Source organism: Calidifontimicrobium sp. SYSU G02091, from assembly GCF_022631395.1.
Classification (GTDB): Bacteria; Pseudomonadota; Gammaproteobacteria; order Burkholderiales; family Burkholderiaceae_C; genus Calidifontimicrobium; species Calidifontimicrobium sediminis.
On sequence record NZ_JALBGB010000022.1, the window covers coordinates 22,392 to 48,887 of the forward strand.

General features: G+C 72.1%; 24 protein-coding genes. 9 read left to right on the forward strand and 15 right to left on the reverse strand.

Annotation, left to right across the window (positions count from 1 at the left end; translation table 11 throughout):
- Positions 1 to 3: 3 nt before the first annotated feature.
- From rlmB to MOJ79_RS13395, 8 genes are all read right to left on the reverse strand, one after another.
- Positions 4 to 735, reverse strand: coding sequence for a 23S rRNA (guanosine(2251)-2'-O)-methyltransferase RlmB (gene rlmB / locus MOJ79_RS13360; protein WP_241924603.1), 732 nt, complete (start codon positions 733 to 735; stop codon positions 4 to 6).
- Between the two features lie 112 nt (positions 736 to 847).
- Positions 848 to 1,159, reverse strand: a complete 312-nt coding sequence (locus MOJ79_RS13365; protein ID WP_241924604.1) for a hypothetical protein — start codon at positions 1,157 to 1,159, stop codon at positions 848 to 850.
- 104 nt (positions 1,160 to 1,263) lie between these two features.
- Positions 1,264 to 2,001 carry a DUF1624 domain-containing protein gene (locus tag MOJ79_RS13370; protein ID WP_336606327.1) on the reverse strand — a complete coding sequence of 246 codons (738 nt, stop codon included), beginning with the start codon at positions 1,999 to 2,001 and terminating at the stop codon, positions 1,264 to 1,266.
- A gap of 52 nt (positions 2,002 to 2,053) precedes the next feature.
- Positions 2,054 to 4,189, reverse strand: coding sequence for a 3-hydroxyacyl-CoA dehydrogenase NAD-binding domain-containing protein (locus tag MOJ79_RS13375; RefSeq protein ID WP_241924605.1), 2,136 nt, complete (start codon positions 4,187 to 4,189; stop codon positions 2,054 to 2,056).
- A gap of 10 nt (positions 4,190 to 4,199) precedes the next feature.
- The gene (locus MOJ79_RS13380) at positions 4,200 to 5,405 is read right to left on the reverse strand and encodes an acetyl-CoA C-acetyltransferase (protein WP_119354523.1); all 1,206 of its coding nucleotides are present in this window, start codon (positions 5,403 to 5,405) and stop codon (positions 4,200 to 4,202) included.
- Positions 5,406 to 5,418: 13 nt separating this feature from the next.
- Positions 5,419 to 6,558, reverse strand: a complete 1,140-nt coding sequence (locus MOJ79_RS13385) for an acyl-CoA dehydrogenase family protein (protein WP_259374486.1) — start codon at positions 6,556 to 6,558, stop codon at positions 5,419 to 5,421.
- A 37-nt stretch (positions 6,559 to 6,595) separates the two neighbouring features.
- On the reverse strand, positions 6,596 to 7,081 hold the full coding sequence (locus tag MOJ79_RS13390) for a MerR family transcriptional regulator (RefSeq protein WP_241924607.1): 486 nt from the start codon (positions 7,079 to 7,081) through the stop codon (positions 6,596 to 6,598).
- Positions 7,082 to 7,114: 33 nt separating this feature from the next.
- Positions 7,115 to 7,411 carry an SCP2 sterol-binding domain-containing protein gene (locus MOJ79_RS13395; protein ID WP_241924608.1) on the reverse strand — a complete coding sequence of 99 codons (297 nt, stop codon included), beginning with the start codon at positions 7,409 to 7,411 and terminating at the stop codon, positions 7,115 to 7,117.
- A gap of 143 nt (positions 7,412 to 7,554) precedes the next feature.
- Here MOJ79_RS13395 and MOJ79_RS13400 point away from each other — a divergent pair, with 143 nt between their 5' ends.
- The 8 genes from MOJ79_RS13400 (at position 7,555) to MOJ79_RS13435 (ending at position 17,453) form a co-directional block, all read left to right on the forward strand.
- Complete coding sequence (locus tag MOJ79_RS13400) at positions 7,555 to 8,445, forward strand: SDR family oxidoreductase (protein WP_241924609.1); 891 nt, start codon at positions 7,555 to 7,557, stop codon at positions 8,443 to 8,445.
- 2 nt (positions 8,446 to 8,447) lie between these two features.
- Positions 8,448 to 10,058, forward strand: coding sequence for an acyl-CoA carboxylase subunit beta (locus tag MOJ79_RS13405; protein ID WP_241924610.1), 1,611 nt, complete (start codon positions 8,448 to 8,450; stop codon positions 10,056 to 10,058).
- A 16-nt stretch (positions 10,059 to 10,074) separates the two neighbouring features.
- Positions 10,075 to 11,229 (forward strand): acyl-CoA dehydrogenase family protein, encoded by a 1,155-nt coding sequence (locus tag MOJ79_RS13410; protein ID WP_241924611.1) that lies wholly within the window; start codon positions 10,075 to 10,077, stop codon positions 11,227 to 11,229.
- Positions 11,226 to 12,056 carry an enoyl-CoA hydratase/isomerase family protein gene (locus MOJ79_RS13415; RefSeq protein ID WP_241924612.1) on the forward strand — a complete coding sequence of 277 codons (831 nt, stop codon included), beginning with the start codon at positions 11,226 to 11,228 and terminating at the stop codon, positions 12,054 to 12,056. Before MOJ79_RS13410 ends, MOJ79_RS13415 begins: the two co-directional genes overlap by 4 nt.
- Positions 12,057 to 12,226: 170 nt before the next feature.
- Positions 12,227 to 14,245: an ATP-binding protein gene (locus MOJ79_RS13420; protein WP_241924613.1), complete on the forward strand. Its 2,019-nt coding sequence runs from the start codon at positions 12,227 to 12,229 to the stop codon at positions 14,243 to 14,245.
- Positions 14,246 to 14,253: 8 nt separating this feature from the next.
- Positions 14,254 to 15,129: a 3-keto-5-aminohexanoate cleavage protein gene (locus MOJ79_RS13425; protein ID WP_119292892.1), complete on the forward strand. Its 876-nt coding sequence runs from the start codon at positions 14,254 to 14,256 to the stop codon at positions 15,127 to 15,129.
- On the forward strand, positions 15,126 to 15,611 hold the full coding sequence (locus MOJ79_RS13430) for a thioesterase family protein (protein ID WP_241924614.1): 486 nt from the start codon (positions 15,126 to 15,128) through the stop codon (positions 15,609 to 15,611). The genes MOJ79_RS13425 and MOJ79_RS13430 overlap by 4 nt, the downstream gene beginning before the upstream one ends.
- Before the next feature lie 78 nt (positions 15,612 to 15,689).
- Positions 15,690 to 17,453, forward strand: a complete 1,764-nt coding sequence (locus tag MOJ79_RS13435) for an ATP-binding protein (RefSeq protein ID WP_241924615.1) — start codon at positions 15,690 to 15,692, stop codon at positions 17,451 to 17,453.
- Positions 17,454 to 17,545: 92 nt separating this feature from the next.
- Here MOJ79_RS13435 and MOJ79_RS13440 read toward each other — a convergent pair whose 3' ends face one another.
- The 3 genes from MOJ79_RS13440 to MOJ79_RS13450 form a co-directional block, all read right to left on the reverse strand.
- Positions 17,546 to 18,493 carry a crotonase/enoyl-CoA hydratase family protein gene (locus MOJ79_RS13440; RefSeq protein ID WP_241924616.1) on the reverse strand — a complete coding sequence of 316 codons (948 nt, stop codon included), beginning with the start codon at positions 18,491 to 18,493 and terminating at the stop codon, positions 17,546 to 17,548.
- Positions 18,490 to 19,137: a TenA family transcriptional regulator gene (locus MOJ79_RS13445; protein ID WP_241924617.1), complete on the reverse strand. Its 648-nt coding sequence runs from the start codon at positions 19,135 to 19,137 to the stop codon at positions 18,490 to 18,492. Before MOJ79_RS13445 ends, MOJ79_RS13440 begins: the two co-directional genes overlap by 4 nt.
- A gap of 76 nt (positions 19,138 to 19,213) precedes the next feature.
- A complete protein-coding gene (locus MOJ79_RS13450; protein WP_241924618.1) occupies positions 19,214 to 20,098 on the reverse strand; it encodes a metal-dependent hydrolase in 885 nt (294 codons plus the stop codon).
- 136 nt (positions 20,099 to 20,234) lie between these two features.
- Between MOJ79_RS13450 and MOJ79_RS13455 the strand changes: the two genes are divergently transcribed.
- Positions 20,235 to 20,837, forward strand: a complete 603-nt coding sequence (locus MOJ79_RS13455) for an NAD(P)H-dependent oxidoreductase (protein ID WP_241924619.1) — start codon at positions 20,235 to 20,237, stop codon at positions 20,835 to 20,837.
- A 12-nt stretch (positions 20,838 to 20,849) separates the two neighbouring features.
- On the opposite strand, the gene pcaF is transcribed toward MOJ79_RS13455, so the two are convergent.
- From pcaF to boxB, 4 genes are all read right to left on the reverse strand, one after another.
- Entirely contained in the window at positions 20,850 to 22,052 is a 1,203-nt protein-coding gene (pcaF, locus tag MOJ79_RS13460) for a 3-oxoadipyl-CoA thiolase (protein ID WP_241924620.1), read from the reverse strand.
- Between the two features lie 18 nt (positions 22,053 to 22,070).
- Positions 22,071 to 23,603: a 3-hydroxyacyl-CoA dehydrogenase gene (locus MOJ79_RS13465; protein WP_241924621.1), complete on the reverse strand. Its 1,533-nt coding sequence runs from the start codon at positions 23,601 to 23,603 to the stop codon at positions 22,071 to 22,073.
- A gap of 22 nt (positions 23,604 to 23,625) precedes the next feature.
- Positions 23,626 to 24,906, reverse strand: a complete 1,281-nt coding sequence (gene boxA, locus MOJ79_RS13470) for a benzoyl-CoA 2,3-epoxidase subunit BoxA (RefSeq protein WP_241924622.1) — start codon at positions 24,904 to 24,906, stop codon at positions 23,626 to 23,628.
- Positions 24,907 to 25,058: 152 nt separating this feature from the next.
- Entirely contained in the window at positions 25,059 to 26,486 is a 1,428-nt protein-coding gene (gene boxB, locus MOJ79_RS13475; RefSeq protein ID WP_119292874.1) for a benzoyl-CoA 2,3-epoxidase subunit BoxB, read from the reverse strand.
- Positions 26,487 to 26,496: the final 10 nt, after the last annotated feature.

Sequence of the window (26,496 nt, forward strand, 5' to 3'; positions counted from 1 at the left end):
GCGTCAGCCGCGCTGGCGCACCGCCTCGTACAGGCAGATGCCGGCCGCGACCGAGACGTTCAGGCTCTCGACCGCGCCCTTCATCGGGATGCGCACGAGCAGGTCGCAGGTCTTGCGCGTGAGCTGCCGCATGCCCGGCCCCTCGGCGCCGAGCACGAACGCGAGCGGCCCCGACAGGTCGGCTTCGTACAGCGTCAGCGCGGCGTCGCCGGCGAGGCCGACGACGCGCATCGACCGCTCCTTCAGCTCGGTGAGCGACCGCGCGAGGTTGGTCACCATCAGGTACGGCACCGTCTCGGCGGCGCCGCTGGCGACCTTGGCCACCGTCGCGTTCAGGCCCACCGCGTGGTCCTTCGGCGCGATCACCGCGTGCACGCCGGCGCCGTCGGCCACGCGCAGGCACGCGCCGAGGTTGTGCGGATCGGTCACGCCGTCGAGCGCGAGCACGAGCGGCGGGCCTTGCACCGCATCGAGCAGGTCGTCGAGCGAGTGCACCTGCGGCAGCGGCTTCACGCGCGCGGCCACGCCCTGGTGACGCGGGTTGCCGACGAGCCGCGTGAGCTGCGCGTCGTCGCTGTCGACGACGCCGATGCCGGCGTCGCGCACGCGCTGCACGAACTGGCGCATCCGCGCGTCGCGCCGCGTGGCGTCGACGTGCACCTCGATCACGCTGTCGGGCGCCGTCTTCAGGCGCACGCCGACGGCGTGGAATCCATACAGCACTTTGGCGGCCATGCGGCGATGGTAGCCGCGCGCGCCGCAGGTTCACGACAGGTCCGCCGGACCTTCCGGGTCCGGGCCCGCCCCCTCGAGGGGCGGCGCCGAAGGCACTGCGGGGGTGGTCCCTTTACGCGCGCAGGTGCAGCGGCAACGCCGCTGCGTCGTCGGCCGGCGCGGGTGCGAAGCGCGTGCCGGGCGCGTCGTTGGCGAGCGACCGCATCTCGGCGTAGACGTCGGCGAGCCTCGAGGCGGGCACGCGCATCAGGTGCAGCGACATCGACAGCGGCGTCACCGGCCGCGTCGGCCGCTCGTCGGTGGACAGGGGCCGCGCCGCCGCCACCGGTTCGACCGGCGCGACCGCGGTGACGGCCTTCGACGCCTGCGCGACCGGCGTCAGCGCGAGCCCGGTGGGCGAGGGTGGAGCGATCGAGAAGGTCATGGCGGCACCGTGAGGGGAAACGGCTTGACGAAGCTATCGGCCCACTGAAGCAGGACTTGAGGGGTTTTCACCCCCCATTTCCGTGACGACCGGTGTGACCGACGTCACGACACGTAACGCCAGGCCAGGATCGCGCCGATCAGCACGGGCTGGTGCAGCATGTAGAAGCTGAGCGGCCAGCGGCCCAGCGCCGCCAGCGGCTGCGCGAAACGGGGCACGGCCGCCGCCAGCACGCCGCGCCGGTTTGCCAGCAGCCACTGCCCCGCCGCGAGCCCCCACAGCATCACGCCGAGCCACGGCAGCAGCGGCACGTAGTCCTCGGTGATCGGCTTGCGCGTCACGAGGCCGACCCAGTTCGTCCACCGCGTGTCGAAGAACGGGTGCTGCACGAGGTGCGGCAGCGCGATCGCCACCGCGCCGAGCGGCCACAGCCCGGCGCGCAGCGGCGCCGCGAAGCGCGCGACGACGAGCATCAGCGCGATGCCGTGCAGCACGCCGAAGCTGATCCAGCTCGCCGGGAACATCAGCGCCGAACCGGCCGAGACGAGCACCGCGCAGCCGGCGACCTGCGCCCAGCGCCGCCAGAAGCGCGCGGCCGGCTGGCCGGCGTCGAGCGCGAGCGCCTGCCCGAGCCCGGCGGTGAACAGGAACAGGCTGACGATCGCGGTGCGCTGCAGCGTCCACAGCGGGTCGCGGTAGAAGTCCTGCCGCGGCTCGAGCAGGCCGAAGTGGTTCAGGTCGAACGCGAAGTGGAACGCCGCCATCCACAGCATCGCAGCGCCGCGCAGCGCGTCGACGCGGTCGAAGCGTTCGCGAAGCGGGGCGGCGGCGGGCGCGGTCACGGCGCTGACGATACCGCGCGCCGCGGCGGCCGCGATGCCCGCGGGCGGCGGCTCAGCCGGCCAGCCGCCGCCCTTCCTCGGCCGCCTTGACGACGATCGCCGCCGGCTCGAAGCGCGTGCCGTACAGCGCCGCGAGCTCGCGCGCGCGTTCGACGAAGGCCTTCGGCCCCATCGCGTCGATGAACTGCAGCGCGCCACCGTGGAACGGCGCGAAGCCCCAGCCGAAGATCGAGCCGATGTTGCCGTCGGCCACCGAGCGCAGCACGCCCTCCTGCAGGCAGCGCGCGGCCTCGTTGGCCTGCACGAACATCAGGCGGTCGATCAGCTCCTTCTGCGGCGGCTGCTCGTCGGCGGGCGGGTACATCTCGGCGAGCCCCGGCCACAGGCGCTTGCCGTCGTCACCGTAGTCGTAGAAGCCGCGGCCGGCCTTCTTGCCGATGCGGCCGATCTCGCACAGCTGGCGGATCACCTCCTCGGCCGGGTGCGGGTGGTAGACCTTGTCCTCGGCCGCGAGGTCCTTCTTCGTCTGCTCCATCACGTGCAGCGACAGGCTCAGGCTCACCTCGTCCTGCAGCGCCAGCGGCGGCATCGGCATGCCGGCCTGCAGCCCGGCCTGCTCGACGTGGCGCGGGTGCACGCCCTCCTTGAGCATCGTGATGCCTTCCATCACGTAGGTCGCGAACACGCGCGAGGTGTAGAAGCCGCGGCTGTCGTTGACGACGATCGGCGTCTTGCCGATCTGCAGCACGTAGTCGAAGCCTCGCGCCAGCGTCTCGTCGGACGTCTTCTCGCCGACGATGATCTCCACCAGCGGCATCTTGTCGACCGGGCTGAAGAAGTGCAGCCCGACGAAGTGCGTCGGCCGCGCACTGGCCTTCGCCAGCCCCGTGATCGGCAGCGTCGACGTGTTGCTCGCGAACACCGCGCCCGCACCGATGACGGCCTCGGCCTTCCTCGTCACGTCGGCCTTGACGGCGCGGTCTTCGAAAACGGCTTCGATCACGAGGTCGCAGCCGGCCAGGTCTTCGTACGACGTCGTCGGCCGGATGCGCGCAAGCAGCGCGTCGCGCTGCTCGGCCGTCGTGCGCCCCTTCTTGACCGCCTTGTCGAGCAGCTGCTGCGAGTGCGCCTTGCCCTTCTCGGCCAGTTCGAGCGTGGTGTCGAGCAGCACGACGTCGATGCCGGCCTTGGCCGACACGTAGGCGATGCCGGCGCCCATCATCCCGGCGCCGAGCACGCCGAGCTTCCTGACCTGCGACTTTGCGACTTTCGCCGGCCGCGACGCGCCCTTCTTGATCGCATTGAGCTGGTACCACAGCGTGCCGATCATGTTGCGGCTTTCCTGCGTCATCGCGCAGGCCGCGAAGTAGCGGCTCTCGACGGCGCTGGCCGCGTCGAAGCCGAGCAGGCCGCCCTCGAACACGCTCGACATGATGTGCGTGACCGCCGGGTAGTTGCCGTAACTCTTCGCCGCGGCCACCGACGGCGCGATCGACCACAGCTGTGCCACCGCCGGCGAGCGCGAGTCGCCGCCGGGGAAGCGGAACTTCGGCTCGTCCCACGGCTGCCTGGCCTTCGGGTGCGCGAGGCACCAGGCCTTGGCCTTCGCGAGCAGCTCGTCGCGGTTCTTCGCGAGCTCGGTCACGAGGCCCATCGACAGCGCTTTCGCCGGCGCGATGTCGTCGCCCTCGCCCATGATCTGCAGCGCGGCCTGGATGCCCACCAGCCGCGGCAGCCGCACCGTGCCGCCGCCGCCAGGCAGCAGCCCGAGCTTGACCTCGGGCTGGCCGAGCTTGAGCTTGCGGTCGTCGAGCACGATGCGCGCGTGGCACGCGAGCGCGATCTCGAGCCCGCCGCCGAGCGCGTGGCCGCCGATCGCCGCGACCACCGGCTTGCCGATCGTCTCCATCTTGCGCAGCACCGCCTTCATCGCCATCGAGGCTTCGAAAGGCTCGCGCGGCTCCTGCCACTTCGACATGCGGTCGATGTCGCCGCCGGCGCAGAAGTCGGCCTTGCCCGAGGTCAGTACGAGGCCCTTGATCGCGTCGTCGCTCTCGACGCGCTCGACGACGTGCGCGAGCGCCGTCATCAGCTCGTCACCGACGACGTTCATCGGCCGGCCCGGCAGGTCCATCGTCGCGACGGCGATGCCGTCGCTGCCCACGTCCATCGTGATCGCGTTGCTCATGGTCGACCCTTCAGACCCTTTCGATGATCGTCGCGATGCCCATGCCGCCACCGACGCACAGCGTCGCGCAGCCGGTGGCGAGGTCGCGGCGCTCGAGCTCGTCGAGCAGCGTGCCAAGGATGATGCAGCCGGTGGCGCCCAGCGGATGGCCCATCGCGATCGCGCCGCCGTTGACGTTGACGCGGTCGAGGTCGACGCCAAGGTCGCGCGCCGTCTTCATCGGCACCACCGCGAACGCCTCGTTGATCTCCCACAGGTCGATGTCGCCGACGCCCATCCCGGCTTTCGCGAGCGCCTTGCGCACCGCGGGCGTCGGGCCGGTGAGCATGATCGTCGGCTCGGAGCCGATCACCGCGGCGGCCTTGACGCGGGCACGCGGCTTCAGCCCGGCCTTCGCGCCGCCTTCCTTCGAGCCGACGAGCATCAGCGCCGCACCGTCGACGATGCCCGACGAGTTGCCCGCGTGGTGCACGTGCTCGATGCGCTCGACGGTGGTGTACTTGCGCAGCGCGGTGGCGTCGAAGCCCATTTGCCCGATCGCCGCGAAGCTCGGCTCGAGCTTGGCGAGCGCCTCCATCGTCGTGCCGGGGCGGATCGTCTCGTCTTCGGCGAGCATCAGCAGGCCCGCGATGTCGTGCACCGGCACGATCGAGCGCGCGAAGTGGCCCGCCGCGCGCGCGGCCGCCGCGCGCTGGTGCGAGCGCAGCGCGAACGCGTCGACGTCGCCGCGCGTGAAGCCCTCCATCGTCGCGATCAGGTCGGCGCCGACGCCCTGCGGCACGAAGCCGAGCTTGGCGTTGATGCGCGGGTCCATGAACCACGCACCGCCGTCGCTGCCCATCGCCCAGCGGCTCATGCTCTCGATGCCGCCGGCCACCACGAGGTCTTCCCAGCCGCTCATCACCTTGGCCGCGGCGAGGTTGACCGATTCGAGCCCCGAGGCGCAGAAGCGGCTCTGCGTCACGCCGGCCACCGTCTGCGCCCACTCGGCGTCGAGCACCGCGGTGCGCGCGATGTCGGCGCCCTGCTCGCCCACCGGCGTCACGCAGCCGAGCACGACGTCGTCGACGAGCGCGGTGTCGAGTTCGTGGCGCGCCTGCAGCGCCTTGAGCAGCGTGCGCAGCAGCCACACCGGCGTGGCCTGGTGCAGCGATCCGTCCTTCTTGCCCCTGCCGCGCGGCGTGCGCACGTGGTCGTAGATGTAGGCCTCGCTCATCGGCAGACTCCTGTCACATGAACCGGCTCGCCAGTTCCTTCATGATCTCGTTCGTGCCGCCGTAGATGCGCTGCACGCGCGCGTCGACGTACAGCTCGGCGATCGGGTATTCCATCATGTAGCCGTAGCCGCCGAACAGCTGCAGGCACTCGTCCATCACCTTGCACTGCTGCTCGCTGACCCAGGCTTTCGCGAGCGCCGCGCGCGCCGCGTCGAGCTCGCCCTTCAGGTGCGCGACGATGCACGCGTCGACGAAGGCGCGCGCGGCGAGCACGGTGGCCTGCACCTCGGCGAGCCTGAACTTCGTGTTCTGGAAGTCCCAGATCGGCTTGCCGAAGGCCTTGCGCTCCTTCACGTAGGCCAGCGTCTCGGCGAGCGCGCGCTCCATCGCGCCGATGCCCTGCACCGCGATGATCAGCCGCTCCTGCGGCAGCTGCTCCATCAGATGCACGAAGCCCTGCCCTTCGCGGCCGCCGAGCAGGTTCGCCGCCGGCACGCGCACGCCGTCGAAGAACAGTTCGCTCGTGTCCTGCGCCTTCAGGCCCACCTTGTCGAGCTTGCGCCCGCGCCGGAAGCCCGCCACCGGCCGGCCGTCGGCACCGTCGGTCTCGAGCACGAGCAGCGACGTGCCCTTGGCACCGGCGCCACGGTCGGTCTTCGCGACGACGACGATCAGGTTCGCGTGCTGCCCGTTGGTGATGAAGGTCTTCGCGCCGGTGAGCACGTAGTCGTCGCCGTCGCGCACCGCGTGCGTCGTGATCGCCTGCAGGTCGCTGCCGGTGCCGGGCTCGGTCATCGCGATCGCGCCGACGAGCTCGCCGGTGGCCATCCTCGGCAGCCAGCGGCGCTTCTGCTCGTCGCTGCCGTAGTGCAGGATGTACGGCGCGACGATCGCCGAATGCAGCGCGCCGCCGAAGCCCGACAGGTTCGCGCGGGACTGCTCGATCATGATCGCGGCTTCGTGCGCGAAGTCGCCGCCGCCGCCGCCGAAGGCCTCGGGCGTCGAGACGCACAGCAGCCCCTGCGCGCCGGCCTCGCGCCAGCACGCGCGCGGCACGATGCCGGCCTCGCGCCACGCCGCCGCCTGCGGCACCCAGCGCTCGCGGAAGAAGCGCGCCGCGCTGTCGGCGAGCAGGCGGTGCTCCTCGCGCATCCACGGCGACGCGAAGACCTCGATCGTCACGACGGCCTCACTTGTGGCTCAGCTGTTCGCGCGCGGTGGCGTTGATCACGCGCAGCTCCGCGAGCGTGGCTTCGATGTGCTCGCGCTTGCGCTCGAGGTCGGCGATCGCCTCGTCGGTGCGCGCGATCACGTACTTCAGCTGCTGCACCCGGCCCTCGCCATGCGCGCCGTAGAGGTCCAGGTAGTGTTTGATCTCGGCGAGCGTCGCGCCGATCGCCTTGCTGCGCAGGATCAGCGCCAGCCGCGCGCGGTCGCGCCGCGTGTAGACACGCACGCCGCCGACACGCCGCGGCGCGAGCAGTCCCTTGGCTTCGTAGAAGCGCAGCGCGCGCGGCGAGATGCCGAACTCGGCACACAGCTCGCCGATGCCGAACAGCTCACCGGTGGCTTCGTCGCGGTGCGAGGCGACGACCTGCTGCGCGGTCGGCGCGGTTTTCGACGTCGCCCTCGCCGACGTCGCTGCCGCACCGGCGCGGCGACGCGTCGCTCGCACCGGCGTCGCCGCTTCCGACATCCCGCCCCCGCTTCAGAGGACGCGCTGCAGCTTCAGCGCGACGCTCATGTCGCCTTGCACGCGCAGCTTGCCCGTCATGAACGCGGTGGCCGGCTCGAGCTCGCCGGCGAGCATCGCGGTGAGGTGCTCGAGCGTGACGCCGACCGTGCAGTCGGCGTCGCGGTCCTCGTTGCTGACCGTGTTCGGGATCGACCGGCCGTCGATGAAGACGACGCCGGCGTCGCCGCAGTCGAACTTCAGCGTCGCGCCCAGCCCGCTCGCCTCGCCGACGCGGGCGCGCAGCGTTTCGGTGCAGGCTTGCAGGTCCATGCGGGCTCCAGAGGCATTGCGACGGCGGCGATCGTAGCCGCGCCCGGCTGACGCTTCGATGCGCGTATTCCCCAATGCGACAGCCGGTTGACGTTAACGTCAGCCCCGGGCCTAATCGCGCCGTCACGCCCTTCGCGTCCGCGATGTCCGAACCCGTCGTTCCACCCGCCGCCGGCGGCTACCGCAGCGTGTTCCGCCCCGGCCTGTTCGCCGGCCAGCTGCACTGGGTCACCGGCGGCGGCAGCGGCATCGGCCGCTGCGTCGCGCACGAGCTCGCCTCGCTCGGCGCCACCGTCGTGATCAGCGGCCGTTCGCCCGACAAGCTCGCGCGCGTGGCCGCCGAGATCGCGGCCGACGGCGGGCGCTGCCACACGATCGCGTTCGACATCCGCGACGAGGAGTCGGTCAAGGCGGGCGTGGCGCGCATCGTCGGCGAGCACGGCCCGGTCAGCGGCCTGGTCAACAACGCCGGCGGCCAGTTCCCGGCGCCGCTGGCGGCGATCAGCAAGAAGGGCTTCGACGCCGTCGTCGCCAACAACCTCACCGGCGGCTTCCTGATGATGCGCGAGGTCTTCGTGCAGAGCATGGAAAAGACCGGCGGCGCGATCGTCAACATGACGGCCGACTTCCGCAACGGCATGCCCGGCATGGGCCACAGCGGCGCCGCGCGCGCCGGCATGAGCAACCTGACGATGACGGCGGCCTACGAGTGGGCGCCGGCCGGCGTGCGCGTCAACGCGGTGGCGCCGGGCTGGATCGCCTCCAGCGGGATGGACACCTACGGCGGCGCGATGAAGGCCGTGATCCCACGCCTGAAGGAGCACGTGCCGCTGCGCCGCATGGGGCTCGAGGCCGAGGTCAGCGCCGCGATCGTGTTCCTGCTGTCGCCGGCGGCGGCGTTCATCACCGGCGTGACGCTGCCGATCGACGGCGGCGCGCCGCTGGGCAGCGAGATCTTCCCGCTGCCGGCGCAGTCGCGCTCGGTGCCGTTCGACGGCTTCCACCGCGCCGTCACGCCCGAGGTGCTGAAGTAGCGATGCCGGCCATCGCGACGCGACTCGACACGCGCAGCGAGAGCTTTCGCGCCAACGCCGAGCGCATGCGCGAGCGGCTCGACCAGGTGCGCACGCTCGAGGCCAGGGTCGTCGCCGAGTCGGCGAGCAAGCGCGAGCGCTTCGAGCAGCGCGGCCAGCTGCTGCCGCGCGAGCGCGTCGCGCGCCTGCTCGACCGCGGCAGCGACTTCCTCGAGCTGTCGCCGCTGGCGGGCCTGGGCATGCACGACGACGACGGCAAGAAGAGCGTGCTCGGCGGCGGCGCGATCGTCGGCATCGGCACCGTGGCCGGCAAGCGCGTCGTGATCTCGGCCAGCGACAGCGGCATCAAGGGCGGCACCGTCGCGCCGATGGGGCTGAAGAAGGCGCTGCGCGCGCAGCAGATCGCCGCCGAGAACAAGCTGCCGCTGGTGCACCTGGTCGAGTCGGGCGGCGCGAACCTGATGTACCAGGCCGAGATCTTCGTCGACGGCGGGCGCAGCTTCGCGAACCAGGCGCGGCTGTCGGCGGCGGGCATCCCGCAGGTGGCGGTCGTGCACGGCGCGTCGACCGCCGGCGGCGCGTACCTGCCGGGGCTGTCGGATTACGTCGTGCTCGTGCGCGGGCGCAGCAGCATCTACCTCGCCGGCCCGCCGCTCGTGAAGGCCGCGATCGGCGAGGACGCCGACGAGGAGACGCTGGGCGGCGCCGCGCTGCACGCCGGCGTCACCGGCCTGGGCGAATACCTGGCCGACAACGACGCGCACGCGATCGCAATCGCGCGCGAGCTGCTCGACAAGCTGCACTGGGACACCGTGCCGCCGCCGGCGGCCGCCCCCGAGCCGCTGTATCCGGCCGACGAGCTGATGGGCGTCGTGCCGGCCGACGAGCGCGTGCCCTACGACTGCCGCGAGGTGATCGCGCGCGTCGTCGACGCCTCCGACTTCCTCGAATTCAAGGCGGCCTACGGCAGCGACACCGTGTGCGGCCACGCGCACATCCACGGGCATGCGGTCGGGCTGATCGGCAACAACGGGCCGATCCAGCCCGAAGGCTCGGTCAAGGCGGCGCAGTTCATGCAGCTGTGTGACCAGTCGGGCACGCCGCTGGTGTTCCTGCAGAACACGACCGGCTACATGGTCGGCTCCGAGGCCGAGCGCAAGGGCGCGATCAAGCACGGCAGCAAGATGATCCAGGCGGTGGCCAATGCGCGCGTGCCCAAGTTCACCTTCGTGCTCGGCGGCTCGTACGGCGCCGGCAACTACGGCATGTGCGGCCGCGGCTTCGACCCGCGCTTCATCTTCGCGTGGCCCACGGCGCGCACCGCGGTGATGGGCGGCGCGCAGGCGGCGATGGTGATGGACATCGTCAACCGCGCCAAGCTCGAGCGCATGGGTCTGCCGGTCAACGACGAGGCGCTCGCGGCGATGAGCGAGCAGCTGCGCAGGCGCCTGGACCACGAGTCCACCGCGCTGTTCGGCACCGCGCGGCTGTGGGACGACGGCATCATCGACCCGCGCGACACACGCCGCGTGCTCGGCCTGTGCCTGGCGATCGCCGCCGAGGCCGAGCGGCGCGTGCTGCGGCCCAACGCCTTCGGCGTGGCCCGGATGTAGACGAGGAGACTTCGCGATGCAGTTCACCACCGAACACCGCCAGATCGACGACACCGTCACGCGCTTCGTCGAGCAGGAACTCAACCCCCACGTCGCCGAGTGGGAGGCCGCCGAGGAGTTCCCGAGCCACGAGGTGTTCAAGAAGCTCGGCAACCTCGGCCTGCTCGGGCTGAAGTACCCCGAGGAATACGGCGGCGCCGGGCTCGACTTCAGCTACTCGATGGTGATGGCCGAAGCGCTGGGCGCGTGCCACTGCGGTGGCGTGCCGATGGCCATCGGCGTGCAGACCGACATGGCCACGCCGGCGCTGGCGCGCTTCGGCAGCGACGAACTGCGGCGCGAGTTCCTCGCGCCGACGATCGCCGGCGACTACGTCGCGTGCCTGGGCGTCAGCGAACCCGGCGGCGGCAGCGACGTCGCCGCGATCAAGACGACGGCGCGCAAAGACGGCGGCGACTACGTGATCAACGGCAGCAAGATGTGGATCACCAACGGCCTGAAGGCCGACTGGTGCTGCCTGCTCGCCAACACGAGCGAGGGCCCGGCGCACAAGAACAAGAGCCTGATCGTCGTGCCGATGGACGCACCGGGCATCACGAAGCAGAAGATCAAGAAGATCGGCATGATGAGCTCCGACACGGCGCTGCTGTTCTTCGACAACGTGCGCGTGCCGCAGCGCCACCTGATCGGCCAGGAGGGCCTGGGCTTCACGTTCCAGATGCTGCAGTTCCAGGAGGAGCGGCTGTGGGGCGCGGCGAGCACGCTGCGCAGCATGGACCGTCTGATCGACCTGACGATCGCCTACACGCGCGAGCGCAAGGCCTTCGGCAAGAGCCTGCTCGACAACCAGGCGATCCACTTCCGCCTGGCCGAGCTGCGCACCGAGGTCGAGGCACTGCGCGCGCTGACGTACCGCGCGGTCGAACAGTACGTGGCCGGCAAGGACGTCACCCGGCTCGCGTCGATGGCCAAACTCAAGTGCGGGCGCTTGAGCCGCGAGGTCGCCGACAGCTGCCTGCAGTTCTGGGGCGGCATGGGCTTCACGTGGGACAACCCGATCTCGCAGGCCTACCGCGACAGCCGGCTCGTGTCGATCGGCGGCGGCGCCGACGAGGTGATGCTGGGCATCATCTGCAAGCTCGAAGGCACGCTGCCGGGGAAGGCCGCGTGAGCCCGGGCCCCTACGAGACGCTGGCCGTGCGCGCCGACGGCGCGGTGTGGCACGTGACGCTGAACCGGCCTCAGGCGCGCAACGCGATGACGATGGCGATGGTGCGCGAGCTGCGCGCCGTGCTCGCCGACGCGAAGGCCGCCGGCGACGTGCGCGTGCTCGTGCTGCGCGGCGCCGGCGGGCACTTCTGCGCCGGCGCCGACCTGAAGGACATGGCCGCCGCGCGCGAGCGTGCGTCGCGCGCCGACGACGACAAGCGCCCGCTCGAGCCGGCAGCCGACCCGATCGCCGAGGTCAACGCCCGCTTCGGCGAGCTGTGCGTCGCGTGGGCCGACACGGGGCTGGCGACGGTCGCGGTGCTCGAGGGCACCGTGATGGGCGGCGGCTTCGGGCTCGCGTGCGTCGTCGACGTCGCGATCGCGAGCGACACCGCGGTGTTCCGGCTGCCCGAGACGTCGCTGGGCGTCGTGCCGGCGCAGGTCGGGCCGTTCCTCGTCGAGCGCATCGGCCACGCCGAGACGAAGCGGCTGGCCGTCACCGGCGGCACACTCGACGCCCGCCAGGCGCTCGCGCTGCGCCTCGTGCACGAAGTGCACGCCCCGGATGCCCTCGACGGCGCGCTGCAGCGCGTGCTCGGCGAGATCCTGCGCTGCGCCCCCGGTGCGATCTCGGCGACGAAGGCGCTGCTCGCGCGCGCGCGCTTCGCGCCGCCAGTGGCGCTGGTGCGCGAAGCGGCCGAGGTCTTCTCGCGCGCGGCCAACGGGCCGGAGGGCATTGAAGGGATGGCCGCATTCCTCGCCCGGCGCAAGCCGAGCTGGGCACCGTGACGCGAACGACGGGCACGCCGTGAGCTTCTCGACGATCCTGATCGCCAACCGCGGCGACAGCCGGGGCCCAGCCCCGGCTGCGGCGAAGGCCCGTGTCGGCGCAGCCGACACGAGGCGCAGCCACAGCGCCGGGCACGCGCAGCGTGCGGCGATCGAGCCGCGGGGATGACGTGTTTTCCAAGATCCTGATCGCCAACCGCGGCGAGATCGCCTGCCGCGTGATCCGCACCGCGCACCGCCTCGGCTACCGCACCGTGGCCGTCTACAGCGACGCCGACCGCGACGCGCCGCACGTGCGGCAGGCCGACGAGGCGCTGCGCATCGGCCCGCCGCCGGCAGTGCAGTCGTACCTGTCGGTCGAGGCGCTGCTCGACGCCGCGCGCCGCAGCGGCGCCGACGCGGTGCACCCGGGCTACGGCTTCCTGTCGGAACGCGCCGACTTCGCGCGCGCGTGCGCGGCCGCCGGGCTCGTCTTCATCGGTCCGCCACCCGAGGCGATCGAGGCGATGGGCGACAAGGCCGGCGCGAAGAAACGCATGCTCGGCGCCGGCGTGCCGTGCGCGCCGGGCTACCTCGGCGACGACCAGAGCGACGCGCGCCTCGTCGCCGAGGCGCAGCGGCTGGGCACGCCGCTGCTCGTCAAGGCCGTGGCCGGCGGCGGCGGCCGCGGCATGCGCCTGGTGCGGCATCTCGACGAGCTGCCGGCGGCGCTCGACGGCGCGCGCCGCGAGGCGACGAGCGCGTTCGGCGACGGCCGGCTGATGCTCGAGCGGCTGATCGACGACGCGCGCCACATCGAGATCCAGGTCTTCGCCGACCGGCACGGCCACGCGGTCCACCTCGGCGAGCGCGACTGCACGGTGCAGCGGCGGCGGCAGAAAGTGATCGAGGAGGCGCCCTCGCCCATCGTCGATGCGGCACGGCGCGACGCGATGGGCCGCGACGCGGTGGCCGCGGCGCGCGCGGTCGGCTACGTCGGCGCGGGCACCGTCGAGTTCGTCGTCGACCGCGACGGCCGCCACTACTTCCTCGAAATGAACACGCGGCTGCAGGTCGAACACCCGGTGACCGAGGCCGTCACCGGCTTCGACCTCGTCGAGTGGCAGCTGCGCGTGGCCGCCGGCGAGCCGCTGCCGGTGACGCAGGACGCGGTGCGGCTGAGCGGCCACGCGGTCGAGGTGCGGCTGTACGCCGAGGACCCGTACGCCGGCTTCGCACCGCAGACCGGGCGCATCGTCCACTGGCGCCCGCACGGTGACGCGAACGGTGGCGCGCGCGGCGGCGTGGCGACCAGGGAGGGCGCACGCGGGGGCGTGGGGGCCATCGACGGCGCACGCGGGGGCGTGCGCGTGGACGACGGCATCGCCGAAGGCGGCGAAATCACGCCGTACTACGACGCGATGGTTGCCAAGCTGATCGCGCACGGGCGCGACCGCACCGACGCGCTGCGGCGCCTGCACGCCGCGCTGGAGCACACGCCGCTGCTCGGTGTCATGACCAACGCGGGCCTGCTCGCCGACCTGCTGCGCCACCCCGACGTCGTCGGTGCGCGCATGACGACGACGCGCCTGGACGAGTGGGCGCAGGCCGGCGCGCCGATCCTGCAGCGCCCGCTGCCCGATGACGACGCGTGGGCGCTGGCCGCGGCGGTGCTCGCGCGGCGCGACGGCCCCGCGCACCGCAGCGCCGGCGTGGCCGCCTACGACCTCGTGCTGAGTCACGCCGGCGAGCGGCGCACGCTGCGCGTGCACCTGCACGGCGACGGCGTCGAGGTGCGCGTCGGCGAGCACGCGGTGCGCTTCGATGCGATCGAGCTGCGCGACCACACGCTGCGCTACGCGGTGCACGGCCACTGGCGGCGCGCGACGGCCGTCGTCGACGGCGCGCGGCTGCACCTGGCGCTCGGCGCGCGTGCGTTCGTGTTCGACGAGCCGTCGCCGCTGCCGGCCGCCGATGCCGGCGCCGACCCGCGGCGCGCGCGCGCACCGGTGGCGGGCGTCGTCGCGCACGTCGCGGTGCAGCGCGGCGAGCGCGTGCGCGCCGGCCAGCCGCTGGTGTGCGTCGAGGCGATGAAAATGGAGATGTGGCAGCACGCCGGTACCGACGGTGTCGTCGCCGCGGTGCACGTCGCGGTGCGCGACGCGGTGAGCGCCGGCGCGCTGCTCGTCGAACTCGACACCGAAGGCTGAACGACACGATGGACAAGGCCATCCTCACCTGCGCGCTGACCGGCGTGCTGACCGACCCGAAGCAGCACCCCGTGCCGGTGACGCCCGAGCAGATGGCCGCCGAGGCGCGCGACGCGTTCAACGCCGGCGCGAGCATCATGCACGTGCACCTGCGGCGGCAGGAACCCGGCCAGGGCCACCTGCCGAGCTGGGACCCCGACGTCGCGCAGGCCGTTTGCGACGCGATCCGCGCCGCGTGCCCCGGCGTCGTCATCAACCTGACGACCGGCGTCGTCGGCAAGGACGTCTCGGGGCCGGTGGCGTGCCTGCGGCGCGTGCGCCCCGAGATCGCCGCGTGCAACGCCGGCACGCTGAACTACCTCAAGCTCAAGGCCGACGGCACCTGGGCCTGGCCGCCGATGGTGTTCGACAACCCGGTGGCCAAGGTGCAGCAGATGCTCGACGCGATGGCCGAGTGCGGCACGCACCCCGAGTTCGAGTGCTTCGACGTCGGCATCGTGCGCAGCGTCGAGATGTACCGCCGTGCCGGCATGTTCAGCGGCGTGCCCGAGGTCAACTTCGTGATGGGCGTGGCCAGCGGCATGCCGTGCGACGCCGACCTGCTCGCGCTGCTGCCGCGCTGGGCGCCGCCCGGCGCGGTGTGGCAGACGACGCTGATCGGCCGTGCCGAGGTCTGGCCGGTGCACCAGAAGACGGCCGAGCTCGGCGGCATGCTGCGCACCGGGCTCGAGGACACGTTCTACCTGCCCGACGGCACGCGCGCGAGCGGCAACGGCGCGCTCGTCGAAGCGCTCGCGGCGTGTGCGCGGCGCGCCGGACGCGAAGTCGCGAGCCCCGCCGAGGCGCGTCGCCTGCTCGGCCTGCCCGCAGGAGCCGCGGCATGACGCACGCCGCCGGCCCGCGGCGCAGCGCCGACGAGCAGGCGCGGCTCGACGCCGCGCTGACCGACCTGTTCGAGCGACGCATCAGCTTCAACCAGGTGCTCGGCCTGCGCGTGACGCAGCTGCTGCCGCAGGTGCGGCTCGCGTTCGACATGCGCCCCGAGCTCGTCGGCCACTACCTCTACGGCCGGCTGCATGGCGGCGTGATCTCGGCCACGCTCGACGCCACCGGCGGCTTCGCGCTGATGGTGGCCATCGGCGAAAAGCACGCCGACGAGACGACCGAGCAGATCATGCACCGCTTCGCGCGCATGGGCACGATCGACCTGCGCATCGACTACCTGCGCCCGGGCATCGGCCAGCACTTCGTCGCCAGCGCCGAGGTCACGCGGCTCGGCGGGCGCGTCGGCTCGACGCTGATGCGCCTGGTCAACGAGCAGGGCACGCTGGTGGCCACGGGCGCGGCGGCGTACATGATCTCGTGACGATGCGGTCGCCGCTGGCGCCGTGCGGCGCTAGACTGCGGGCCTGTCCCCGCTGCAGGCGTTTCGCGCGCCTTTAGCATGGCCGATGAGCCGTCCACCGATGCGGCAGTCCAGAACGAGCTGCTTCGGCTGACGTTGCGCAACGCGGCGCGCAGCGTGCCGCTTCTGCTGCTCGCGGTGGCGTGGATCGCGTGGCTGGGCGTGCAGGCCGACCGCAGCACGGTGGCCGCGGTGGTCGGCGTGCTGGGACTCACCGTCGGGCTGTGGCGCTGGTCGACGGCCCGTCGCTACCGGCGCGACGAACCGCTGCCGCCCGAGGCGATGCAGCGCGCGATCGTCGAGGTCGAGGGCAATGCGGCGCTCGCCGGCGCGATGTGGGCCATCGCGACGTTCGGCATCTTCCCGCACCTGCGCGGGCACCTCGAAGCCGCCTACCTCGTGATCGGCTGCGGCTCGGTGGCGATCGCCGCGCTGTTCATGTCGCTGGTGCGGCGCAGCTACCTGATGCTCGCGGTTCCGCTGCTGGGGTCGCTGTTCGCCGCGACGCTGATGCGTGCCGCCGAGGGCGCCGTGCCGCTGGCGGTGCTGATCGTGCTGTTCGGGCTGACGATGCAGCGCGCCGCCACCGAGTTCCGCCGCGTGGCCGGCGACGCGATCCGGCAGCGGCTGCAGGCCGACGCCGCGCAAGCGTCGCTGCGGCGCGCCAAGGAAGCCGCCGAGGCCGCCAACATGGCCAAGTCGCAGTTCCTCGCGACGATGAGCCACGAAATCCGCACGCCGATGAACGGCGTGCTCGGCGCGCTCGACCTGCTGCGGCGCACGACACTCGACCCCGACCAGCGGCGACTGGTCAAGACGGCCGCCTCGTCCGGCGAGACGCTGATGTCGATCATCAACGACGTGCTCGACCACGCCAAGGTCGAGGCGGGCAAGCTCGCGCTGAAACCGGCCCCGGCGTCGCTGCACGCGCTGGCCGGCTCGGTCACCGCGCTGCTGCGCGCCAACGCGCAGTCGAAGGGACTCGCGCTCGAACTCGAGATCGAGCCCGACGTGCCCGACCGCGTGCTCGTCGACGCACAGCGCCTCAAGCAGGTGCTGCTGAACCTGGTCGGCAACGCCATCAAGTTCACGAACCACGGCACCGTGACGCTGCGGCTCGCGCGCAGCGGCGACCGCGTGCGCGTCGAGGTCCGCGACACCGGCATCGGCATCCCGGCCGACCGGCTCGAGCACCTGTTCGAGCCGTTCTATCAGGTCGACAGCTCGAGCCGCCGGCAGCGCGGCGGCACGGGCCTCGGGCTGGCGATCAGCCAGCGCATCGTCGAGGTGATGGGCGGGCGCATCGTCGTGCGCAGCGAGCCGGGCCGCGGCTCCGTGTTCTGGTTCGACCTCGCGCTGCCGCCGGACACGTCGGGCGCCGAGCTGGCGCCGACCGATTCGGCGATGGGCGCGCTGCCCGACGACCACGTGCTGTCGGGCACGGTGCTCGTCGCCGAGGACAACGCGGTCAACCGCCTGCTCGCGCGCGAGATGCTGGTCTCGCTCGGGCTGGACGTCATCGAGGCGGCCGACGGCCGCCAGGCGCTCGACCTGCTCGCGTCGCACGACGTCGACCTGGTGCTGATGGACTGCCAGATGCCGGTGCTCGACGGCTACGCCACCACGCGCGCGCTGCGCGAATGGGAGCGACGCGAACACCGCCGCCGCCTGCCCGTCGTCGCGTTGACGGCCGACGCGTTCGACGCCGATGCCGAGCGCGCGTACGCCGCCGGCATGGACGGCTACCTGGCCAAGCCGTACACGCGCGACGCGCTGCGCAAGGTCATCGCCGAGCACCTCTGATCGCGCCCGGCCAGCGCAGCGCCGACCCCTGCCGTGTCGCGCGCGAGCCGTCGGCGCGCCGCCCGTCGACGGCGGGCCGGCGCGCCGGGCTCTCAGGCCAGCGCGCCCCAGGCGCTCGCCATTTCGCGCTCCTCGCCCCAGGCCGTGTCGAGCTCGATGCGCTTGATCTCCTCGACCGCGCCTTCGTCGGCCCCACCGACCTTGCGCGCCTGCGCGCGCGCGAGCCGCTCCATCAGCCGCAGGTCGCGGTCGGTCAGCGCGAGCGCGGCGTCGGCCCACTGCTCGACGGTGGCCAGCAGCGACTCGCGCGTCACCGGCATCGCATCGCGCTGCGCCCGCAGCGCCGCCACTGTGCCGCGCCAGCGCGGCTCGACGCTGCGTACGATCTGATCGACCGCCGCGTCGCCCTGGCCGTCGTCGACGACGGTGTCGACGAGGCCGCGGCGCTGCAGCTCGTCGGCGCTGTACAGGCGCCCCGACAGGATCATCTCGTTGGCGACGACCATCCCGGCGCGGCGCACCGTGAACTGCCAGGCGCCCATGCCCGGAAACAGGTTGAACAGCACTTCCGGGAAGCCGCCCTGCGCGCTGCGCTCGAAGATGACGTGGTGGAACGGCAGCACCGACTCGAGCCCCCCGCCGAGCGTGTCGCCCTGCACCAGCGCGATCGTGTGCAGGCCGTGCGCCGCGGCGCGCTCCATGCCCCACACGAGGTCGACGCAGCGGCGCCCGTACATGCACAGCGACTCGCGGTCGCGCGCGCGCACGAGCAGCACGAACAGCGCGAGGTCGCCGCCGAAATTGAACACGCCGCTGACGTCGGAGCTGAACACGAGGTGACGCGCGAGGCCGGGGTGGGCCAGCAGCTGGTCGAGCACGCTCTGCATCTCGGCCAGGCCCGCGAGGCTGTAGCACTGGATCGGACGCACACTCATGCGCACCCGCAGCAGCGCGAGCTCCGAGGTCCATTCGAGCCGCAGGTAGCGGTAGGGCTTGCCGAGCAGTGCCGGCAGCGCGCCGGCTGGAGCCGCCTGGCTCATAGCTGCCCCACCAGCCCGGTGAAGTGATGGAAATTGACCTGCGTCGACTCGACGATCGCCTCGCGCGCCGCCTCGTCGCGCACCGCGTTGAGCACCTCGCGCAGCTCGGCCATGTGCTGCGCGTCCATCGTCGCGTGCGACGCGACGAACGACACGCCGCGCTGGCCGTCGAGCAGCAGCGACTCCTGGATCGCCGACGCGAACGGCCCGCCGTAGACCGACGCGATGACCTCGAGCGCGTAGAGCATGCCCAGGGCGGAGGCCGGGTGTCGCCGCTCGGCGGCCCAGTAGTTGTAGCCGACGAGCCCGAGCGTCCACGGCGACGGCGCGTGCGCGCGCGCCTGCGCCTCGGGCACGCCGACCGCGTCGAGGTCGTTGAGCACCCACTGCTCGTGGCCCTGCTCCTCGTGCATGTGGTCGTAGAGGAAGTAGCGCACGTCGCGCAGGCCGTCGTCGAGCCGGCTCGCGGCGGCGGCGCACACCGGGTTGAAGTGCCACACGACGTGGTACAGCTCGAGCAGGAACTGGCGGTAGCGCTCGACGCTCATGCCGCGCGCGACGGCGTCCATCACGTTCGGGTGCGTCTCGAAGGCGCGCCGCGCCTCGTCGGTGCGCATCACCAACTGCCCAAAGAAGGCGTTCATCGATCCTCCAACGACTTAGTGAGAGCCCCGCGGCGTGCATCGCGCCGTCGGTGGCCGGGATTCGTGCCGGTGTGCTTCAGCCATTCTGCGGTGCCGCGCGCGGCGCCGACACTGTCAGTTCTGACGTCTGGCGCGACGCCTCGGGGGGCGCCACGACGGTGTACGACGGTGCGAGCCGCTGCAGCCAGCGCTGCGCGAGCGCCGCGTCGCCGGCGCCGGGATGGAAGTCGGCGCGCAGGTACGCGCGCCACGGCCCGAAGCCGCGCCGCACCAGCCCGTCGCGTCCGAACAGGAACGACGCGGCGCTGCGCCACGTCGACGCGCGCCACCACGTGCCGTCGCGCCAGAGGTTGGCCAGCGTCTGGCGCAGCAGGTCGGTGACGAAGTAGGCCGACACGACGCGGAACCAGCGCCGCCGCCAGCGCAGGTTGCCGCCGAGCGCGACGTAGACGTCGAACGCCGTGCTGCGGTGTTCCGACTCCTCGGCGCAGTGCCACAGCCACAGCGTGCGCAGCCGCGGCTCGGTGCCGTCGAGCCAGCGCGGGTGCGCGAGCAGGTGGTCGGCGAAGAGGGCCGTGAAGTGCTCGGTGGCCGCCGTGATCGCGACGCGGTGGCGCACGTCGGCGCCGGCCAGCGCGCGAACGCGCTCGCCGATGCGCGCCTCCCAGCGGTTCGCCAGCCCCTGCTGCTGCAGGTGCGCGTTGAAGCGCGCGTGCAGGTGGCGGTGCGTGGCCTCCTGGCCGACGAAGCCGCGGACCTCGTCGGCGAAGCGGGCGCGTGCCGGCGGCGGCAGCGCCTTGACGCCGTCGCGCACGGCGTCGATGAAGAACTGCTCGCCGAGGGGAAAGCTCATCGACAGCGCGTTGAAGAACGCGGTGCGGAACGCGTCGCCGCCCGCCCAGTGCCGCGCGGGAGGCGCGTCGAGGTCGATCAGCAGCCGCCTGACGACGAGTTCATTCATGGGATGGACACGAGCGCGCGCGAATCCTCTCACACGGACCGCGTTTGTCCATCGGGGCCGGCACCCGCGGGCTGCGTCGGGGCCGTTTTGACCCCGCTCAAGCCCGCCGCCGTTGGACGGACCCAACATCGCCGCGATGAACGCCCCGCCCTCGCCGCGCCGCATCGCGCTGATCCTGGGTCACCCCGACGCGACGCAGCCCCACTTCGCGCACGCGCTGGCCGCGGCCTACGCCGACGGCGCGCGCGCCGCAGGCCACGCGGTGCGCGAGGTCGACGTCGCGCGACTCGACTTCCCACTGCTGCGCAGCGCGCGCGACTGGGAGCAGGGCCTGCTGCCCGCGTCGCTGGCCGACGCGCAGGCCGCGATCGGCTGGGCCGATCACCTCGTGCTCGTGTTCCCGCTGTGGCTCGGCGACATGCCGGCGCTGCTGAAAGGCTTCCTCGAGCAGATCGCGCGCCCGGGCTTCGCGTTCGGCGGCGAGGGCAGCAACCCGTTCGCGAAGAAGGCGCTGCGCGGCCGTTCGGCACGCGTCGTCGTCACGATGGGCATGCCGGCCGCGGTCTACCGCTACTGGTACCGCGCGCACAGCGTCAAGTCGCTCGAGCGCAACATCCTCGGCTTCGTCGGCATCGCGCCGGTGCGCGAGACGCTGATCGGCGGCGTCGGCGCACTGTCGCCCGACGACGCGCGCGGCTGGCTCGAGCGCCTGCGCCGGCTCGGCCGGCGCGCCGAGTGACCGGCTGCCGGGCTACACGCGCTCGACGACGAGCGCGATGCCCTGCCCGACGCCGATGCACATCGTGCACAGCGCGTAGCGCCCGCCGATGCGGTGCAGCTGGTTGACGGCCGTCGTCACGAGCCGCGCACCGCTCGCGCCCAGCGGGTGGCCGAGCGCGATCGCGCCGCCGTTGGGGTTGACGCGCGGGTCGTCGTCGGCCAGCCCGAGCTGGCGCAGCACCGCCAGCCCCTGCGCCGCGAACGCCTCGTTGAGCTCGATGACGTCGATCTGCGCGAGCGCGAGCCCCGCCTTCTCGAGCACCTTGCGCGACGCCGGCGCCGGCCCGATACCCATGATGCGCGGCGGCACCCCGGCGGTGGCCATCGCGACGACGCGCGCGCGCGGCACGAGGCCGTGGCGCGCGGCGGCGGCCTCGCTGGCCAGGATCAGCGCGCACGAGCCGTCGTTGACGCCGCTGGCGTTGCCGGCCGTGACGGTGCCGTCGGGGCGCACGACGCCCTTGAGCTTCGCGAGCGCCTCGAGACTCGTGTCGCGCGGGTGCTCGTCCTTGGTCACGACGACCGGCTCGCCCTTCTTCGCGGGAATCGTCACCGGCGTGATCTCGGCGTCGAAGAAGCCCGCCTGCTGCGCCTTCACGGCGTTGAGCTGCGAGCGCAGCGCCATGCGGTCCTGTGCCTCGCGCTCGATGCCGAACTCCTGCGCGACGTTCTCGGCCGTCTCGGGCATCGAGTCGACGCCGTACATCTGCTTCATCAGCGGGTTGACGAAGCGCCAGCCGATCGTCGTGTCGTAGACGGCGTTGGCGCGGCTGAACGCGGTCTCGGCCTTCGGCATCACGAACGGCGCGCGGCTCATGCTCTCGACGCCGCCGGCGATCACGAGGCTCGCCTCGCCGCTCCTGATCGCGCGCGCGGCGGTGCCCACCGCGTCCATCCCCGAGCCGCACAGGCGGTTGATCGTCGCGCCCGGCACCTCCTGCGGCAGGCCGGCGAGCAGCGCGGCCATGCGCGCGACGTTGCGGTTGTCCTCGCCGGCCTGGTTCGCACAGCCGTAGATCACGTCGTCGACCGCCCCCCAGTCGAGCTTCGGGTGGCGGGCAATCAGTGCCTTGAGCGGGATCGCGGCGAGGTCGTCGGTGCGCACGCTGCTCAAGGCGCCGCCGTAGCGGCCGATCGGGGTGCGCAGCGCGTCGCAGATGAAGGCTTCGGTCATGGAGGTTTCGTCTCGGGTTCAGCCAAGTGCCCGCCGGCGCAGCCAGGGGCTCACACGATAGCGCTCGCCGCGGTAGGTCGCATCGAGCGCGTCGATCAGCGCGACGACGCCGCGCACGTCCCAGCGGGCGAGCCACTCGAACGGACCGGCAGGATAGTTGACGCCGAGCTTCATCGCCGCGTCGGCGCCGTCGGGCGTGCACACGCCCTGCAGCACGGCGTCGGCGGCCTCGTTGATCAGCATCGCGACCGTGCGCGCGACGACGAGCCCCGGCGTGTCGGCGACCGGCAGCGGCGAAAAGCCCAGCGCCGCGAGCCAGGCCGCCGCCTGTGCGCGCCAGCCGGCGCTCGCGCGGTCGGCAACGCTGTACGCGAGCGCGGCGCCGGCAGGCGCGGGCAGCACGAGCGGGCGGTCGAACAGCGCGACGTCGGCGATGCCGGTGGCGGCGGCCACCTCGGCCGCGGTGCGGCCGTCGGTCAGCATCAGCCGTGCACCGTCGACGGCCAACCCGATCCAGCCGCTGTCGCGCTCGCGCGCCGGCCCCCAGCCCTGCGCGGCGAGCGCCTTCGTCGCGGCGGCTTCGAGCGTATCGGCGATCGGCCCGTCGCCGTGGACGACGACTTCGCGCGTGTCCTTGAACGAGTCGGCGGGCGCCTCGTGCGCCGCCACCGGCAGCGCCGGCGCACCGTCGGGGTACACGTAGAAGCCCCGCCCGCTCTTGCGCCCGAGCAGGCCGCCCGCGACCATTTCGGCCTGCACCAGCGACGGCACGTAGCGCTTGTCGTAGAAGTTGGCCTCGTAGACCGAGCGCGTGACGGCGAAGTTGGTGTCGTGGCCGATCAGGTCCATCAGCTCGCACGGGCCCATGCGAAAGCCCGCCGCGCGCAGGCACGCGTCGAGCACCTGCGGCGTGGCCGCGCGCTCGTGCAGCAGCGCGAGGGTCTCGGCGTAGTACGGTCGCGCGATGCGGTTGACGATGAAGCCCGGCGTCGACGTCGCGTGCACCGGCACCTTGCCCCACAGCTTCGCCAGCTCGAAGACTGCGTCGGCCACCGCGGCGTCGGTCTGCAGGCCGCTGACGACCTCGACGAGCTTCATCAGCGGCACCGGGTTGAAGAAGTGCATGCCGACGACGCGGCCCGGGTGCGCGAGGCCGCCCGCGATCGCGGTCACCGAGATCGACGACGTGTTCGTCGCGAGCACCGCGTCGGGCGCGACGAGGGCCTCGAGCTGGCGGAACAGCGCGCGCTTGGCCTCGAGGTCCTCGACGATCGCCTCGACGACGAGCTTCGCGTCGGCCGCCGCGTCGAGCGACGCGACCGGCTCGATGCGCGCGAGCGCGGCCTGCGCCGCGTCGGCGGCGAGCTTGCCCTTGGCGACCAGCCCGTCGAGTGTGGCCGCGAGCTTGCGCCTGGCGTCGGCAGCGGCGCCGTCGCGCACGTCGAACAGGCGCACCGGGTGGCCGCACTGCGCGGCCACCTGGGCGATGCCGGCGCCCATGATGCCGGCGCCCACCACCAGCAGCGGCGCGCCACGAAGGTCGATGCCCATCAGCAGGTCTCCCGGGGATTCATCAGTAAGTTTCCAGATGCAGCCGCCCGTGCTGCTTCATCGCCGCACCGACCGCGTCCCAGTCCAGCCCCGCGTTGCGCGCGATGTCGCGCAGCGCGAGCACGACGCCCTCCTCCATCGCCTTGAGCCCGCAGACGTAGAAGTACGCGTTGGGGTCGGCGAGCAGCGGTGCGAGGTCGGCGGCGGCGTCGCGCATCGCGTCCTGCACGTAGCGCTTGGGCTGTCCAGGCGTGCGTGAGAACGCGAAGTGGATGTCGATGAAGTCCTTCGGCAGGTTCTGCAGCGGGCCGAAGTACGGCAGCTCCTCCTTCGTGCGCGCGCCGAAGAACAGCATCAGCTTGCCGCCCTCGAACTTTCCGCTCTTGCGCAGCCGGCGGCGCCACTCCGTCATCGCGCGCATCGGCGCGCTGCCGGTGCCGGTGCAGATCATCACGATGTGGCTCTTCGGGTGGTTCGGCATCAGGAACGTGGTGCCGAACGGGCCGATGACCTGCACCTTGTCGCCGACCTGCAGGTCGCACATGTAGTTGCTCGCCACGCCGCGCACCGGGCGGCCCTGGTGGTCCTCGAGCACGCGCTTGATCGTCAGCGACACGTTGTTGTAGCCCGGGCGCTCGCCGTTGCGCGGGCTCGCGACGCTGTACTGGCGCGCGTGGTGCGGGCGGCCGTTGGCGTCGACGCCGGGCGGCACGATGCCGATCGACTGGCCCTCGAGCACCGGGAACGGCATCGCGCCGAAGTCGAGCACGATGTGGTGCGTGTCGTACTCGGTGCCCACTTCGGTGACGCGCACGTTGCCGACCACCGTCGCGGTGACGGACTTCTCGGCGGCCTTCGGGCCGTAGAGGTTCGTGTACGGGTGCGCCGCCGACCACGGCGGCACGGTGGCGTTGTACTGCGCGCTGTGGAACGCCTCCTCGCCGCTCGCGGCCGCGGGCAGGCTCACCGGCGCCGGCTCGAGCGCCGGCGTCGCGTCGGCCGCCACACCGGCTTCGGCGAGCTCGTCGGCGCTGAGCTCGGGCGGCAGCACGTCCCACGTGAACTGCTCGGCGACACTGTAGGCGCGCGCGCGCGGCATCGTGCGCCAGTTGTCGATGCTGCCGGTCGGGCACGGCGGGATGCACGCCATGCAGAAGTTGCACTTGTCGGCGTCGACGACGTAGTTGCGTGCGTCGTGCGTGATCGCGCCGACCGGGCACGTCGCCTCGCAGGTGTTGCAGCGGATGCAGATCTCGGGGTCGATCAAGTGCTGCTTGATGACGCCGGTGTCGGCCATGTCCATGCGATGTCTCCTGCAGCGCGCAGTGTCTCACTGAGCAGACGCCCGCAGAAGCGGGCGTCGCGAGCTTTCAAGCGCACGCCGCGGGTCCGGCTTTGCCGGCCCGCTGGCGTGGCCCCCTTGAGGGGGAGCGGCGAAGCCGCTGCGGGGGTGGTTCAGTTAAAGCGGACGTACTCGAAGTTCACCGGCTGGCGGTTGATGCCGAGTGCCGGCGGCGCGATCCAGTTCGCGAACTTGCCCGGCTCGACGACGCGGCCCATCAGGCTCGCGACGAAGGCGCGGTCCTCGTCGGTGGGCAGCCACTCCTCGACGTGCTGGTTCCACTCGTGGTCGCTGATGTGGCGACCGTCGGGGCTGACCTTGACGCCGGCCAGCGAGCCGATGTTGCGGTGGAACGCCTTGTGCGGCACCGTCAGCCGGAACGGGATGCCCGCCTTCTCGATGACCTTGTTCCAGCGCTCGACGCCGCCGACGCTGTCCTTGATGTAGTCGTCGCGCAGCACCTCGTTGAGCGCGTTGAGCATCGGCACCTCCTTCTCGACGAGCATGCCGTTGCTGACCTCGAGCACCTTGTAGGTCTGGCCCTTGAGCAGGTGGTCGTCGTTGCGCTTGCCCTCCTCGAAGCGGCCCTTCAGCCCCGACGAGTAGAACGTGGCGGCGTTGCTCGACTGGTCGGCGCCGAACAGGTCGATCGTGACGCTGAAGTGGAAGTTCAGGTAGCGCTGGATCGTCGGCAGGTCGATCACGCCGGCGGCGCGCAGCTTGGCCGGGTCGTCGGTCTTGAGCTCGTTCATGACCTGGCAGGTGCGCTGGATCACGCGCGAGACGCCGCTCTCACCGACGAACATGTGGTGCGCCTCTTCGGTCAGCATGAACTTCGTCGTGCGCGCGAGCGGGTCGAAGCCGCTCTCCGCGAGCGCGCACAGCTGGAACTTGCCGTCGCGGTCGGTGAAGTAGGTGAACATGAAGAACGACAGCCAGTCGGGCGTCTTCTCGTTGAAGGCGCCGAGGATGCGCGGGTTGTCGGCATCGCCCGAGCGGCGCTCGAGCAGCGCCTCGGCCTCCTCGCGGCCGTCGCGGCCGAAGTACTTGTGCAGCAGGTAGACCATCGCCCACAGGTGGCGACCCTCCTCGACGTTGACCTGGAAGAGGTTGCGCAGGTCGTACTGGCTCGGGCAGGTCAGGCCCAGGTGGCGCTGCTGCTCAACGCTGGCGGGCTCGGTGTCGCCCTGCGTGACGATGATGCGGCGCAGGTTCGCGCGGTGCTCGCCGGGCACTTCCTGCCACGCGTCCTCGCCCTTGTGGTCGCCGAAGTGGATCTTGCGCCCGGGCTCGGCCGGGTTCAGGAAGATGCCCCAGCGGTACTCGGGCATCTTGACGTAGCCGAACTGCGCCCAGCCCTGCGGGTCGACGCTGACGGCGGTGCGCAGGTAGACGTCGAAGTTCTGCGAGCCCTCGGGGCCCATGTCCTGCCACCAGCTCAGGTAGTTGGGCTGCCAGTGCTCGAGCGCGCGCTGGAGGGTGCGGTCTTCGCTCAGGTTGACGTTGTTGGGGATCTTCTCGCTGTAGTTGATGGCGGACATCGGGGTCTCC